Raw genomic sequence first — 15,433 nt, 5'->3', positions numbered from 1 at the left:
CGGGCGAAGGGCGTGGACACGCCGCGGCCCCTGCGGTACCCGCCCATCTAATGAAACCGCATGTGCAGGTGGAATTGAGTATGCAATTTACGCAAGTACGGGACTACTGCCTCGAACTGATGGGCACAGAAGAAGGCTTTCCCTTTGGTCCTGAAATTTATGTCTATAAAATAAAAGGTAAAATCTTTGCTATCCTTGGCACAGACCATGGAGAAGGGCGACTGAATTTAAAATGTGATCCGGATGAAGCTTTAGCTTTACGGGATATCTTTCCCGCCATCAGTCCTGGTTACCATATGAATAAAAAGCACTGGAATACGGTGCGTTTAAATGACACAGTGCCAGAACATGAAATTAAACGACAAATCGATCAGTCCAGGCTATTGGTCATTCACTCTTTACCAAAAGTGCAGAGACAGACATTATTGATTGTGAAAGACTAAAAGGATTAATCTGGACTGATATGCCCAAACCTGCCTACCCTTTAACTGCTATTCGCATTGTGCTGCTGTATTGCTGTTTTGCTTTGTCATGGATTTTTGGCTCTGATTATTTATTGCACTTAACTGTCAGTGATCCACAAACCAGTTCCTTGTTAGGTACAATGAAAGGTATTGCTTTTGTATGTCTGAGTGCCAGCTTTCTTTATCTTTTGCTTGCAACCTGGCGTAAACAGCAGTTTTTTGACTCTCCGGTTTCAGTCCGGCATAAGCAATTACGCGTTGTCGCTCTTATCACAGCGTTTTTACTGGCGATCCCTGCTATGGCTGCCATCACCAAATGGGTGCATGGCACTCAGCTAAAAACTGAAGCTATGAAAGATTTGCGTACAGTGACTGATATTAAAAAGCAGCAATTGGAACTTTGGTTAGCCGAACGGCAATATGATATCGATGCTTTATCCAGAGACACTTCATTCCGGCAAAAGTTGCAGCAGTATTTCGAACAGGGGGATCGATCACAACAAGCCTACATTCGTAACAGACTGGCTTCCCTGATTGCCGAACATTCTTTTAGCTCAGTCTTGTTGTATGACACTCAAGGCCAACAACATATAGCTTTGGGTACGGCATTAAAATTTGATGCCCTGGGCGCAGCGCAGAATTTACCTCAGCCTTCCACCCACTGTGATAGCAAAGATACAGACAGATATTGCCAACTGAATTGGTATCTGCAAATGGCGATAGGCGAACAGATCTACCAATTGGTGTTTAGTGTAGATACCAGTGTCTATTTGTTCCCGGCCATTCAGAACTGGCCAGTGTCCAGTCCAACAGCCGAGGTTTTGCTGGTGCAGCGTCAGGACCGCGCTGTGGTGTTTTTAAATCCGCTGCGCCATCCTCAATATGCAGTTCTATCTGATGTGGGTACAGACATAGATGGCCCCTTATTAGCCGCCAAAGCGTTACGACAACAGCAATTTAATACAGCTGAAGAGCTGGATTACCGTAACCAACCAGTGCTTGGTGCTTATACACCGGTGCGGCAAACCAACTGGATGCTGGTCAGTAAAATTGATGTGGCCGAAGTACTGCAGCCTTTAGAGACCTTGTTATTATGGCTGTCCATTATCTCGGGCACTTTCTTGATGTTATTGGTGTTGGGTGCTTTGTTCTACTGGCGGGAGCTGATTCAGTCACACGAGTTAGCCTTGGCTGCCAAACAAACTGAGCAGGACAAAACAGTACAGGCTTTTTTTGAGCTGCCCTTTTCCGGTATGGCTATTTTGTCCCGTACTCATTTGCCTTTTATCCGGGTCAATAAAAAGCTGCAGTCTGTGTTAGGGTATGCTGAAACTGAATTGCTGGCCTTGTCTTTGCGGGATCTGACACAAAGCCCTGAACAATTTATGGCGACCAGTTTTGCTTCCAGAGAACAGATCTCAACCGAGTCGGATATTCAGTTGCGTCATAGCTCTGGCCGGGTACTGACCGTAAAATTGATGATGCAACGCTTCAGTCAGCAAGGGCAGCCTGATCTGCTGCTGGCCACTTTTGAAGATGTCACTGAAAAACGCCAGTTGTATGCTGATTTAAGCCGCAGCCACCAGCAGCAGCTGCAAAACTCTCAGCAACTGGACACCATTTTAACGGCAAGCTCAACAGTGCTGCATCGTATTGAACTGGACGGTATCAGTTGTAAAACCAGTTGGGTCAGCAGCAATGTTGAACGGCTCTTTGGTTACAGTGTTGAAGAGTCATTGCAGGACCAATGGTGGGAAAAGGGGGTTCACCCCGATGATAAAGCTTTCGCCAGCGGCGCCATAGAGCAAACCTTGTTGCACGGCCATTATCGTCACGAGTACCGTTTTTTTGATGCGTCCGGCACCATACGTTATATCCGTGATGATTTAAGGCTGCTGCCTGCACAGACGTATGATCACCAGCAAATTATTGGCGCTATGGTGGATATCACTGAGCTGAAACAGGCCAGGTTTGAGCAGGACGCCAGCAACCGTAAGTTAAAAACTTTATTTAATACTATGTCGGAAGGCCTGGTGTTGCACGATACAAACGGCGCTATTGTTGATGCCAACCCTTCGGCTGAGTTGATATTGCACTGTTCTTTAGACGAAATGCGCGGGTTGATCCCAAGAGTAGAAGACTGGAAAACCATTTACGAAGACGGGTCAGAATTCCCTTCAGAGCTCTATCCAAGTAACCAGGTGTTGCGGACATCTTTAGCTGTTCAGGATGTGGTGATGGGCATTGAGCGAGCTGGAGTGCAACGTTGGTTAAAACTCAACGCACAACCTTTATTTGAACAAGAGCAACTGTCAGGAGCTTTGGTTACCATAGATGATATCAGCTCAGAGGTGGCAATTCGCCGCGAGCTGAAACAACGAGCCCTGGTGATGTCTAATCTGGCCGATATGGCAGCTCGTTTTTTACAACACAGTGACTGGTTGCAGTTGTTGCGTAGCATGATGCCGTCGGTCAGCCGTGCTTTAGCCGTCGATGCCATTTATTTATACCAGAATGATATGCAGCAGGAGCTGGTGACAGGTGTGTTGTTAACCCAGTGGCGTCGCGATCAAAAAGAACATGTTCGTACTTTTAAGCAACTGAATAATAAAATATCCCGCTGGTACCCCGCTATTCAGCAATTGGCAAAAGGTTCTGTTGTGGCCGGGCTGGCTCAGGATATGGATCAGATGCTGCGGCCTATGCTGAAGCGTTTTCGTATTCAGGCCATTGCCCTGGTGCCTGTGATGGTGGATGGGGAATGGTGGGGCTTGCTGGGGGTGGAACAACATCACTCCTGCCGTGAATGGAATCAGGTTGAGCTGGATGCGCTGAAAATGCTGGCAACAGCTTTGGGCAATGCAGTAAAACGTCAACAGTTTGAATCCTCATTGCAACAGGCTGCCGCTGTATTTGAAAGTACCCGCGAAGGCATTATGGTCACCGACGCGTCCAACCGTATTATTCAGGTGAATCAGTCTTTATTGCAGATGTTGGGTTACGAAGAAGCGGAAGTGCTGGGGAACAGCCCTGCTATGTTTGCATCAGGACGGCATGATCAGAGCTTTTATACGAAGATGTGGCAGCAGCTGAGTAAGCATGGACACTGGCAGGGTGAGGTTTGGAACAGACGCAAAAATGGTGAAATTTACCCTGAACTGCTCAGCATCAGCACTATTGTTGATGCCAGCCAACAAGTAACTCACTATGTGGCTGTATTTGCGGATATTACTCAGCTGAAAGCTTCGGAGCAGGAGCTGGCTTATCTGGCCCACCATGATGTGCTGACCGATTTACCCAACCGCTTATTAATGAGTTCACGTTTGCAAAATGCGGTAGATTTGGCGAAACGTGATCAGCATCAGTTTGCTGTGCTGATGATGGATCTGGACCGCTTTAAATACATCAATGACAGTTTTGGCCATCCCTCAGGTGATGAGCTGTTAAAACTGGTAGCCACGTCCTTAAAACAAAGGTTAAGGGATATTGATACCGTAGCGCGTTTCGGCGGCGACGAATTTATTATTCTGTTGGAGCAATTACATCAAAGCGAAGACGCAGCCCGTTTTGCCACACAGCTGATCAACGACATGAGTCAGCCGTGGATTTTGAGCAATAACGTTGAAGTACGTATTGGTGCCAGCATAGGTATTTCTATTTATCCTGATCATGGCTCTGAAGGTGAAACCCTGCTCAGTAATGCCGATGCGGCCTTATATAGAGCAAAAGAGCAGGGCCGTGGCCGTTTTGCTTATTATTCGGATGATTTAACTCTGTATGCCCGTCAGCGTATTGAACTGGAAGCCAGATTAAGAGCTGCTTTGCAGCTGGAGCAGTTTTTAGTCTATTACCAGCCACAGACAGATATCAAAACCGGCCTTATTGTGGGAGCAGAAGCTTTAGTACGCTGGAACGACCCGGTGGAGGGCTTGATACCTCCAGGGCGGTTTATCCCGATAGCCGAAGATACAGGGCTTATTGGTGCTATTGGCGATTGGGTGCTGGCTGAAACCTGTCGTCAGGGTGCCGCATGGCGTGCTGCCGGTTTACCAGATTTAAAACTGGCGGTGAATTTATCCTCTCATCAATTCAGCCATGGTGATATAGGTGAACAAACGGCGCAGATTTTAAAGGATACAGGTTTTCCGGCAGAACTGCTGGAGCTGGAATTAACCGAAAGCGCCATTATGTCGCGGGAGCAACAAGCCGAGCAAGTATTGTCCGACTTGCACCAGATGGGTGTAAAGCTGGCCATTGACGACTTTGGCACTGGCTATTCATCTTTTGCTTATTTGCAGCGTTATCAGTTAGATGTGCTGAAAATAGATAAAAGCTTTATCGATGATGTGGCAGATAACAGCGAAAGCCAGGCCATAGTCACAGCTATTATTTCGATGGCGCATATTCTTGGCTTAAAGGCGCTGGCAGAAGGGGTGGAACAGCAGGAACAACTGGATTATTTACGCCAACAAGGTTGTGATTATTACCAGGGCTATTTATGCAGTAAACCTTTGCCAGCCAAAGACTTTGAGCAGTTAGTCCGCAGTCAGGTCAGTGATGGTGTTTTCCCCAACCCGGCTGAATGAAACACTATGCCTTTTAAAAAAACGTAGGGGCGGGTTTTGCACCCGCCCGTCTAATGACACCGCGATGCATAGGGAAGGGCGGGGACAAGCCCAGCCCCTACAACCCACCCGTCGGTGCTTATGGAAGGGCTGGGCTCACTGGAATTTCCAGCAATAACACCAGAGCCTGCAATAACAGCTCTTCCTGTTCATTAACCAGTTCGTCGGCCTGAACTGCCATTTTCAACATTTGCCACAATTGTTGTTTCAGTCGGGGCGAGCTGTGAATAAGGGCCGGTAGCTGTTCACTCAGCAGTTGAAAACTGACGGGCGGGCGAGCTGTAGATGCAGGCAAACCAAGCACCTCTAAACCCATTTTCCAGGACTGATCCTGTAATTCTTCGTGTTTGGCCTGCTGTGCACATAAAGACAACAGCGCCAGCACAGGCCGCTTAACCTGCTCCAGACTGCTGCTTTGATCACGGCGATGCAGCAAAGAGGAGTCAAACTGACTGCCAACACAATGTTGTAACCAGTTTAACAGGGTCCATTCCAATAAATCTTCTTCCCCATCACACCGACTCAGGTTCTGGCAAAGTTGCTGAAATTCAACAAACTGCTGTTGTGACAACTGCTTTAAACCCGGCACTGCAATTTGCAGCAACTGCAGCTTTTGTTTGCCTGATAAGCGGCTGACATCGTCATACAACTTATCGACGTTTTGCATCAGTTGATGATCGCCAAGAGCTTTGACCATAGCCCATTGTTTCGCCAGATATTCGGTTTGAATAAGGCAAGCGCAACACAAAGCGGGGGCAGAAGCAGCATGACGGCTGCTGTGCAGTAAAAAAGCCGGCAAAGCTGCCAGTACAGCCGCAGTTTTTTGCTCTGTCGTTTTCGCTGCTGAAGGTTCTGTGCTGCTTTGTTGTTTTAATTGTGCTTCAGCAGGAAAGACGCCGTTCCAGCTGGGATCCAACCGTTTGATACGCTGTGGCAGCGGTGGGTGGGTGGCAAATAAACTGGTCCAGCGGCTAATGGCTTCACCAAAAAATAAGTGGCTCATTTCATCTGCATTGGGGTGTTTTATCCTGCTGCCGTAACTGGCCCCACCAATAGCTTTTAATGCTCCGGCTATGCCTGCAGGGTTGCGGGTAAATTGCACTGCGCTGGCATCAGCCAGAAACTCGCGCTGGCGACTGACTGCGGCTTTAATCAGGCTGCCAAAGAAAGTGCCCAAATAGCCCAGTATCATCAGGCCCAGTGCCAGACCAAGAATGCCGCCGCCGTTATCTTTGGATTTAGCGCTGCTGGCAATTACAGCTTGTCTGCGTCCACCGCTCCTCAGCAGGAAGTAGCCGGCATGACTAATACATTCGATGCCATGCAACAAGGCGATCAGACGAATATTCAGCTTCATATCGCCATTTAAAATATGGCTGAATTCATGGGCTATCACGCCTTGCAGTTGGTCACGATCCAGCAGGTTCAGGCAACCCTGAGTGACACCTATCACTGCATCCGCCGGTGAATAACCAGCGGCAAAAGCGTTGATGGAGGATTCTGGCGTTAAATAAACAGGCGGCACAGGCACACCTGCTGCAATAGCCATTTCTTCAACAATATTGAGCAAACGTTGCTGTTTATCGTCTGCTAAATGATGCTCAACCAGACGACCGCCCAGCGCTTTGGCAACCACCTGACCACCCTGACTCAATTCAGCCTGTTTGATACTGATCACTGCTGCAATGATCACAAACACAAACAAGCTGACCCAGCCCATCATTTTCCAGGGTAATTGTTCAAGCCAAAGCGGATCCGCAGGATTGAGCAACAACTGGTAGTGTTCAGGTTCCATGATACCTAAAGTGATCAGCACCAACAGATTGGTCAGCACCAACAGGGTGATCACGGCCAAAACAAACAGAAAAACCAGCAGTTTGGTATTGCCGCGCGCCTGATCCTGAGCCGCAAAAAAATTAGTAGCCACAGAACTCAGAAGCTCACTTTAGGTGCGGCCTGAATAGCTGCACTGTCGGCAAATTCCAGCAGTTTGGCATCGTTCTGATGACCAAAAAAGCCAGCAAAAATAACAGGAGGGAAACTTTGTTTGTAGCTGTTGTATTCAGTCACTGCATCATTAAAAGCCTGACGGGCAAAAGCCACTTTATTTTCAGTGCTGGTCAGCTCTTCGGTCAGCTGCATCATATTTTGATTAGCTTTTAAATCCGGATAGGCTTCCATCACCATACTGAATTTAGTCATGGCGCCTTGCAAAGCGGATTCAGCACCGGCCAGTTGGCTGATAGCCGTCGCATCACCAGGCTGAGCCGCTGCAGCTGTTAACTGATTCATGGCACTGTTACGTGCTGCAATCACAGCTTCCAGTGTCTCGCGCTCGTGTGACATATAAGCTTTGGCGGTTTCCACCAGATTAGGAATTAAGTCGTAGCGGCGCTTTAACTGCACTTCAATCTGAGCAAAAGCATTTTGGAAGCGGTTTTTCAGTTTCACCAGTTGGTTGTAAATACTGGCAATAAAAAACAGGATAATAGCGGCAATCACTAAGGTAATAATGGTGGTCATGGGATTTCCTTTACCAATGAAAGAATTGAATAAACACCACTGTAGCATTGTAAAAATTAGTTGAATAGCATCAACAGCATGTTGTCTTATGGCGGGATGATCACAATTAATTACAAAACATAAAGGTGCATTGCCTCATGATTTCATCCGTTGTAGTCGCTTTGGTTAAATGCGTCTTTGCTGATGTGGTGAAATTCGTTTGGGATCATTTGGGAGTGATGGGTATGAAGCCTTGTTCTGTTATTTATACACAGGTTCAGGCTGAGAAGCGCTCTGATGATCCCTGTGCTGCTTTTGTCTGTTGCAGCTTGTGGTGGAGGAGACAGCAGCACTGTGCCTGATGATACAGGCTCTGGAACTCCGCCAGTCATTATTCCTCCTGTAGTGACACCATCCCCTGTCATCACACCACCTCCGGTAGAGACTCCACCAGTAGTTCCCCCTCCACTGGAAGACTTGCCAGAGCCAGAATTTGAAGCTGCACCTGATGCGAAAACAGCGCCACTGCCCAAAGCAGATGCTCCCTCCTTGCCTGCACCACCGGCTGAGTTAAGAATTGCGGCCAATTACGATAAAACTGCAACCAGCTCGCCAGTGTCTGTAGTGGCTGCCAGCTCTTCCGGTGATGAAAACGCCACTAATACTGCTGCCAAAGCCATAGATGGCGATCTGACGACACGCTGGGAGAGTGCGTGGGGCAAGGATGTTGCAGATGCAGACAAGGCCTGGCTGCAGTTTGATTTTGGTGCCAAAACAGCCATTGGTGCTATGAAGTTGTATTGGGAAAATGCCCATGCCAAAGAGTACGCTATTTATGTGTCAGACGATGCACAACACTGGTATCAGTTGCGTTATATGGTGGGTTCAAAAGGGGCTACAGAAGAGTTTCTGAATCTGGATGTCCATGTCCGCTATCTGCGCCTGCAAGGCATCACCCGTCAAACTCAATATGGCTATTCTTTATTTGAAGTGGAGTTTAAAACGCCTGGCACTGATAACTCCATGCCTGTACTGGATACCTCTGTGTTGACCTACCCACAAAGTGGTGAGGGTCGCACGCCACTGCCAGCACCGACTGAACCTATTGAAACTGTCAGTTTTACCTTAGCCGACGGCACCCTGGTCACGCGCTTTGGTATGGTGGGGCGCTCCCGTCATGCCCGGGAACGGGGGGAAGACTGGAATGAGATTGGTTTTGGTGTGAATGACACTGTAGATGCAGCAGGCAATCCTCAGGATAAAGGCCCTGGCGCTCATTTGAACTTTATTGCCAACTACTTCAAAAATCGTACCTGGGGTGTGGAGTTTATCGACAACAGCAATGTAGCTGGGGTGACTGAACCCAAAATCATCGTCAACCAATACTTTCAACAAGCGCAAAAGGGTGGTGGTCATGCTTTTGTCCGCCGTTTTGACGAGCCGGGCGTGACAGGTTTTGGCTGGATGAGCCCGGGAGATTTGCTGGACGATTCCACTTATCATGATGAAGGTGCAGCTTGTCCTGTAGTTACCAAACCTGCCAATGGCGTGTTATTACGACCTGACACTGGCTACAACGGCGTGACAGGCGCTAATGATGGTTGTAGTGTGGTGTTTGACCGTTACCCGGGGCACAGAGCGCTTTCTGCTAATGCGGATGGGGTCCTGGTGCCAAATGGCAGCAGCGTAAATTCCCGTGTGCTAAAAAAAGGCGATGTGATTGAGTTCACCAGTTCGTTTTTCTCCACCCGGGCTGCTATGGATGCCATAGGCGACAGCGGTGCTTTTCGTTATTACACCAACGAGCTGACCTATGTGATGGGGCAGGGCCTAAGACCCTGGTATGGGGTTCAGCCGCGGCTGATGAATGAACCTTTGCCTGAACCTACACTGCAAGGTGGCCTGGGTTCTGTGTCTTATGATTATGCCGATAATCCAACTTTTATGTTTCAGCAGCCACACAACACTATTGGCATGCAGAATATGCAGCGTTTTATGGAAGGGCGTCGCTGGTTACATACTAATTTATGGACAGGAGTGCATAACGAAGAGGGCAATGACCGCAATGATGCTGGTCGTCAGTTGCAAGGTCCACGCTTTAATCAGTCCTCCTGTTTTAATTGCCATGTCAACAATGGTCGCAGTGTGGCACCCACAGTGCGGAATCAACGACTGGATACTATGGCGGTGCGGGTGGGTGCTACAGGCACAGATGCCAATGGCCATTACCTGCCTCACCCCATTTATGGTCAGGCGCTACAGATGAATGGACGCTCTGTCAGCACTGGCGAGATGCAAAACTGGGGCAATGGTGCCTGGGTTTCAGGTTTTACCAGCAGCACTGTTACTCTTGCAGATGGTACTGTGGTTGAACTGCGTAAGCCCACTATTGCCTTCGAGGGGCCAGAACCTGACGTCTATTCGGTGCGCCAGGCCCAGCCTTTGATTGGTATGGGCTTACTGGAAGCTATTTCAGACGAAACCATTTTATCCCGTGTTCGCAGCACACCAGATGCCGACGGCGTGCTGGGAACGGCCAATTATGCTTATGATCCTGAAACAGGAGAAGTTCGTTTAGGCCGTTACGGCTGGAAAGCAGGCAAAGTCAGCTTACGTCATCAGGTGACGAATGCCGCTTTGCTGGATATGGCCGTCACCTCCTCTGTTTACCCCAAACTGGATTGTTTAGCTGGTCCGAAAAACTGTGATCCGACGACTGCGGAACCTGGTTTGCCGGATGACGCTGTCACTTTAATGATCCAATACCTGCATTTGTTAGCAGTGCCGGCTCAGCGCAGTCTAGTCAGTGGTTTTCCGAAAGGCGTGTCGCCTTTGGCTTATCTGAACATAGATCCTGCAAAAATAGCTGCAGGCGAACAAGTATTTAAAGATATTCGCTGTGGGGCATGTCACACCAGTGAGGTGAAAACCAGTGCCCGCTCTGAGTTTGACGAAGTGCGCCTGCAAAACATTAAGCCGTATACCAATATGCTGCTGCATGATATGGGCCAAGGGCTTGCCGACAACTTTAGCGAAGGACTGGCAACAGGCAGCATGTGGAGAACTCCGGCACTTTGGGGTTTAGGTTATACCCAGTTTGTTGCAGGAGGCACTCCGGCTGGTTATTTACACGATGGCCGCGCCCGCACTTTAACCGAAGCTATTTTATGGCATGGTGGTGAAGCTGAAGTGATCAAAAACCGCTTTGTGAACCTGCCAACAGCAGAACGTGAAGCGCTGCTGGCTTTCCTGAAATCCTTGTAGTCCATACAACAAAGCCCGTTATAGATGCACTATGCCGGGCTTTTTTATTTAGTATTGCCTTGGGTTCCTGCCTTCAGACTCAACCACTCGCGGATATTTTATACGGGGTTGTTTTTCAGCTTTTTTGCGTAATTTTTTAAACTGAAATAACCAGCAATCGCCAAAATCAAACAGATAAAACAATTTGCTTCGATCCAGCGGATACACCTCATTCAGCATTTTTCCGTCATCAATACGTTGCGTATTTCTGCCCGGGGTTTTGGCGATATGAAACTCGTACAAGTGATCATTATCAAATTTCACCATAGTCTGGATAAAATAGTGCAATTCAAACAAGGGTGTATCTTCTTCCACTTCAATCACCCGCCGCCACGGCTTTTTGGCTTTAAAGGGAAGGGTAATTTCAATAGTGTATAGTTCCAAACTGGCGGTCCTTTGTGCGTTAAACTTTTGTGGGCTTTATTTTAAATTACTACTTAACCAGGGCTTAGGTAAATCTCTTTCCTGTCGCATCAGATAAAGGATAAATAATTTATCCTGCTCCCTCTTATAAAACAGACGACAGGAAATTTGGCGCTGCTTAAAGGATGCAGACCACCGACAAAAATTCTGATGCCTGCTGCTTTCATTTCGTCGTTCAACTGGTCTATGGTCAGGGACATCGCTTTGTTTTCTGACAGAAAAGGGTCGTAGTTGTTGGGACTATGAATACTGACCAAATACCTCGCCACAGGATCCCCTTTTGACTAGTTCTTGCCTTCAAAGTACGGCGTGCTCTGTCTGTGTAAGCCATACCTTAACTTTTTCTTCTGTTCACAATTCAGGCTAAGTCACTCTATTGATTGCACAAGTTTCAGACTTTCGAAGTAGCGCAAATAATGATCAAAAAATAATCAGTTATGCCTGTCTTTCTACACTACACTCGACTCAGAGTCAGATAAGAAAATTGACCAAGCAGTCTGAGCCATAGTCACAGAACACGGCTTAAGTCAGACAAGATGTGAATAAGGCCTTGCCTGGGGCCTTATGCTTGAGTAGTAACCGGGCAAAGGTTGGATTACATGAAGTCTATTTTATCTTTTACTACAGCAGTAGTACTTTCAAGCTATTGCCTAACTAGTGTCGCAGCAGAAAAACCGGGAAAAAACGACGTCTTTGTTGAGAACTTTGATGTTCGATTGTCCCAGTTTGGACGAATACTTGCATCAAAACAGCGCTACGCCACATTTGCCAGAAAACAAGGAATAAAAGGCACGAACGCTATTCTGGTGAAGTATCAGGGCTTCGAGCAAGGCAGTCACAGAGTCTATGCTGCAGCTAAATTGCCCGTCGCAGCACTACAATACCAAATGAGTTTCTCAGTGAAATTTTGTGACAATTTTGATTTTGTCTGGGGTGGAAAGCTGCATGGAATGGGGCCAGAAAACCCAATAACCGGGGGAGATAAGATTACAGCAGAAGGCTGGAGCGCCCGCCTGATGTTCGGCCGTGAAGGTAGTTTGAGTACTTACATCTATCATCAGGACATGAATGGTAAATTTGGTGATACCAAAGCTGCACAGAATTTCCGTTTTATGCCTGGCATCTACCATAAGGTGCAAATGGTGGTCAGTTTAAATACTGAGGTTCATTTAGCTGATGGAAAAGTCGTTGTATCGGTCGATGGTGTTGAAGTGATCCATCATGACAATATCAGATTCCGGGCCAAAGACACCCCTGCGTCCTTAATCAACAAAATGTTATTCATTACCTTTCATGGGGGAGCTTCGCCTGCCTGGGCTCCCAGATCTGAAGATGGAAAATACAAAACGGAATGTGCTTATTTCGATAACTTTGTTGTGAGCAAAGTGATTTAGTGATTTCCTGTGCAGGTGACTTTACAGTCACCTGCACAGTCAGGCAAAGAGTTGTGGATGTGCCTAAGTCTGGACTTACCTGAGTACAGACAAATGAAAGCCAGATGATGGCCTCAAGCAATGAATGGTTATTCACAGCAAGAGGCTCAACTATAGATAACAATCATTGTCCTGATCCTTTTGCGGCAAGCTTTGCGTCTTGATTTGCAGAGGCAAGCCATTCCAGTCTATTCAATACAGGTCCTGTCATTCCAGCTTGTCAAACTGTCCGGATGATCTGGCTTTGGATCAGGCAAAAAATAGTAAGCATCAATAAAATTGCGAAGTGGTTGCATAGAGAATGCGCTAGGAATTGCGTCTTTTTAAACTAAAGCGGACATCGGCGGTCAGACATGCCTGTTCGTCACGTTATCTGATTTTATCGGCACAGAGTGCAGCGCTAAAATCAGATTGAAAATGAGTAGGGAACTGCCTGGTTCCTTATGCTTGAGAATAAACCAGGTGGAGGCCGGATCGAATGAAAATAATTTTTTCTCTGACAACAGCGTTTTTTCTTGTAGGCTGTGGCGCAGATGAAGTCGCTGTCGAAATTGATGTTGAAACCCCTGAAAACGTCGAACATCCAGCAGTATTTGTAGAGACCTTCGATGGAAAACTGTCTCAGTTTGGGCAAACTTTGTCGAAGAAACGCTACGCAGCACTGGTTGAACACCAGGGGGAGCTCGGTTCTAAAGCAATGAAGGTGACCTATCAGGGCTTTGAGCAAGGTAGCTACAGAGTTTATGCTGCTGCTAATCTGCCCCAGCCAGCGCTGCAGTACAAAATGAGTTTTGCGGTGAAATTTTGTGACAATTTTGATTTTGTCCTTGGCGGTAAGCTGCACGGCTTGGGACCAGAAAATCCCGTAACCGGAGGAGACAAGATAACAGCTGAAGGCTGGAGTGCCCGACTGATGTTTGGGCCAGGGGGAACTTTGCGCACTTATGTCTATCATCAGGACATGAAAGGTAAGTTTGGAGATATTAGAGTTGCAGAGGATTTCCGTTTTATTCCTGGTCTATACCACCAGGTTGAAATGCTGGTCAGTTTAAATAGTGCACCTCAGCTTGCTGACGGAAAAATGGTGGTATCAGTGGATGGCGCTGAAATAATCTACCATGACAAGCTTCGATTCCGTGCCAAAGACACCAAGGCATCCTTAATCAACAAGATGATATTTATCACTTTTCATGGTGGCGCTACACCGGATTGGGCACCCCGAACCGTAGATGGCAGTTACAAAGCGGAATGTGCATATTTTGATAACTTTGTGGTCAGTAAAGTGATCTAGTCCTTTGTTTGTTGCACCTGGAACTGAGACTTTATGACTGCAAAGTCTCAGGCGCATTCAGACCATGTGGCATTACTTTCTTCGGACATAAAACCAAAGGCCAGCCTCGCGGCTAGCCTTTTTGATACAACTTCAGCTTAATAAAAAGCTCTTCTGTCTGAGTTCTGGCCCATGGCGTTTTGCGTAAAAACGTCAGGCTGGATTTAATGCTGGGGTTGGTGCTGAAGCACTTCAGTGGTATTTGCTTTGCTAAAGGTGCAAAGCCACCATAATGTTCAACGAGCAACTCCAGAATTTGCTGTAGGGTAAAACCGTGCAGCGGGTTATTTTGTTGTGGCTGGTTTGGGGCTTGGGTTGCCATAAGGGCTTTGCTCTGTAGTCGCTAAGGGCCGGAACTGGCCGTGATAATTTTCATCGTCTGTTACCATCATCAGGGCTGAACCCGGAACTAATGGGCTGAGCTTTGATAGTGTTTAGGTTGGATCGGTTACCCTGAGCCGTCAAACAATATATTGACTTAGTTTTTATGTATCTGAGACAAAACAAACCAGGAATTTTATTGCAAAAACAGCCCACTAAAAAACTTCATCAACTCAAACTCCGGGCAAGGGACAAGACTTTGCCCCGTTTTTACGCATGACTCCGTTTTTATTCGTTTTACTAATATCAGTGCCAAGTCTATTAAACATTATCCTTTGTTTTCGCCATAAACTGCGTTTTCAGACGTTCATATGCTTTCTTTGGGTTGCTTCCATACAGGGACACGTAGTAAATCAGCACTAAAGGAATAGCTAAAGAGCTTGTCTGTAAACCACTTACACAAAGGGGTGGTATTAATTCCCAAAGCTCCTGATATTGGTTAGCCGTTAGTTTGTCACGGCTCGCTACCGCGCCATACACGAGGTTTACTGGTTTATATATGGCATGTAGCATAAACCAGGAAGTTGCCGAAACAGGTATAAATATGAGAAAGGGTTTGATTTGTCTGACTGGAAACATGAAATAAATTGCTGCAATCAGGATTAATACAAATAGCATGATGGTATATGCGGTGTAATTGACGTCTGAAAACGATACGGATACTTTGTGATACATCGCCAACACGACCACACCGGGCAATGACATCAACAACAATTTCCCAAAGCTTTTGAATGGAGTTTTCTTTAAGAAGAACCAGCCAACCAGCGCGATGATTGTGAATACGCTGACCAGAGCCTCAGGATGAAGATTTACATAAAGTGGTATTGGTACTCCTGAGGTCATTATCAGTACGGCAGCGAATAGGGGCATTAAGTAGCAAACAATGCCAACGCGCACAAGATCCCAAAAAAGCTGTTTCGACATAGACGTATCCTTACCTGCAAATCCATTTGAGCTTTAGTACTGGCCCTT

Annotated in this window: 11 protein-coding genes; 5 read left to right on the top strand and 6 right to left on the bottom strand. The window is 47.0% G+C overall.

Annotation, left to right across the window (positions count from 1 at the left end; genetic code table 11):
• A partial coding sequence (locus RHEIN_RS09770) for an MmcQ/YjbR family DNA-binding protein (RefSeq protein ID WP_008898810.1) occupies positions 1-443 on the top strand: 443 nt, incomplete at its 5' end.
• Positions 444-463: 20 nt separating this feature from the next.
• Positions 464-5,050, top strand: a complete 4,587-nt coding sequence (locus tag RHEIN_RS20410; protein ID WP_008898809.1) for a bifunctional diguanylate cyclase/phosphodiesterase — start codon at positions 464-466, stop codon at positions 5,048-5,050.
• 118 nt (positions 5,051-5,168) lie between these two features.
• Here the strand turns inward: RHEIN_RS20410 and RHEIN_RS09760 are convergent, their stop codons facing one another.
• On the bottom strand, positions 5,169-7,016 hold the full coding sequence (locus tag RHEIN_RS09760; protein WP_008898808.1) for a M48 family metallopeptidase: 1,848 nt from the start codon (positions 7,014-7,016) through the stop codon (positions 5,169-5,171).
• A gap of 5 nt (positions 7,017-7,021) precedes the next feature.
• Positions 7,022-7,612, bottom strand: coding sequence for a LemA family protein (locus RHEIN_RS09755; RefSeq protein ID WP_008898807.1), 591 nt, complete (start codon positions 7,610-7,612; stop codon positions 7,022-7,024).
• Between the two features lie 276 nt (positions 7,613-7,888).
• Between RHEIN_RS09755 and RHEIN_RS09750 the strand changes: the two genes are divergently transcribed.
• Entirely contained in the window at positions 7,889-10,855 is a 2,967-nt protein-coding gene (locus RHEIN_RS09750; protein WP_008898806.1) for a di-heme oxidoredictase family protein, read from the top strand.
• A gap of 48 nt (positions 10,856-10,903) precedes the next feature.
• On the opposite strand, the gene RHEIN_RS09745 is transcribed toward RHEIN_RS09750, so the two are convergent.
• Both RHEIN_RS09745 and RHEIN_RS09740 read right to left on the bottom strand, forming a co-directional pair.
• A complete protein-coding gene (locus tag RHEIN_RS09745; protein WP_008898805.1) occupies positions 10,904-11,278 on the bottom strand; it encodes an IS1096 element passenger TnpR family protein in 375 nt (124 codons plus the stop codon).
• Between the two features lie 89 nt (positions 11,279-11,367).
• Entirely contained in the window at positions 11,368-11,586 is a 219-nt protein-coding gene (locus tag RHEIN_RS09740) for a hypothetical protein (protein ID WP_040554901.1), read from the bottom strand.
• Positions 11,587-11,916: 330 nt separating this feature from the next.
• Here RHEIN_RS09740 and RHEIN_RS20405 point away from each other — a divergent pair, with 330 nt between their 5' ends.
• Together RHEIN_RS20405 and RHEIN_RS20400 are read left to right on the top strand one after the other, a co-directional pair.
• The gene (locus RHEIN_RS20405) at positions 11,917-12,711 is read left to right on the top strand and encodes a polysaccharide lyase (RefSeq protein WP_008898804.1); all 795 of its coding nucleotides are present in this window, start codon (positions 11,917-11,919) and stop codon (positions 12,709-12,711) included.
• Positions 12,712-13,228: 517 nt separating this feature from the next.
• Positions 13,229-14,041 carry a polysaccharide lyase gene (locus RHEIN_RS20400; protein ID WP_008898803.1) on the top strand — a complete coding sequence of 271 codons (813 nt, stop codon included), beginning with the start codon at positions 13,229-13,231 and terminating at the stop codon, positions 14,039-14,041.
• A 112-nt stretch (positions 14,042-14,153) separates the two neighbouring features.
• Here the strand turns inward: RHEIN_RS20400 and RHEIN_RS09725 are convergent, their stop codons facing one another.
• On the bottom strand, positions 14,154-14,402 hold the full coding sequence (locus tag RHEIN_RS09725; RefSeq protein WP_008898802.1) for a VF530 family DNA-binding protein: 249 nt from the start codon (positions 14,400-14,402) through the stop codon (positions 14,154-14,156).
• A gap of 320 nt (positions 14,403-14,722) precedes the next feature.
• Positions 14,723-15,385: a hypothetical protein gene (locus RHEIN_RS09720; protein ID WP_008898801.1), complete on the bottom strand. Its 663-nt coding sequence runs from the start codon at positions 15,383-15,385 to the stop codon at positions 14,723-14,725.
• Positions 15,386-15,433: the final 48 nt, after the last annotated feature.

The sequence above is a fragment of the Rheinheimera sp. A13L genome, from assembly GCF_000217935.1.
Taxonomy (GTDB): domain Bacteria; phylum Pseudomonadota; class Gammaproteobacteria; order Enterobacterales; family Alteromonadaceae; genus Pararheinheimera.
Note: the sequence above shows the minus strand (reverse complement) of the source record. Positions and strands in the feature narration are given on the sequence as shown.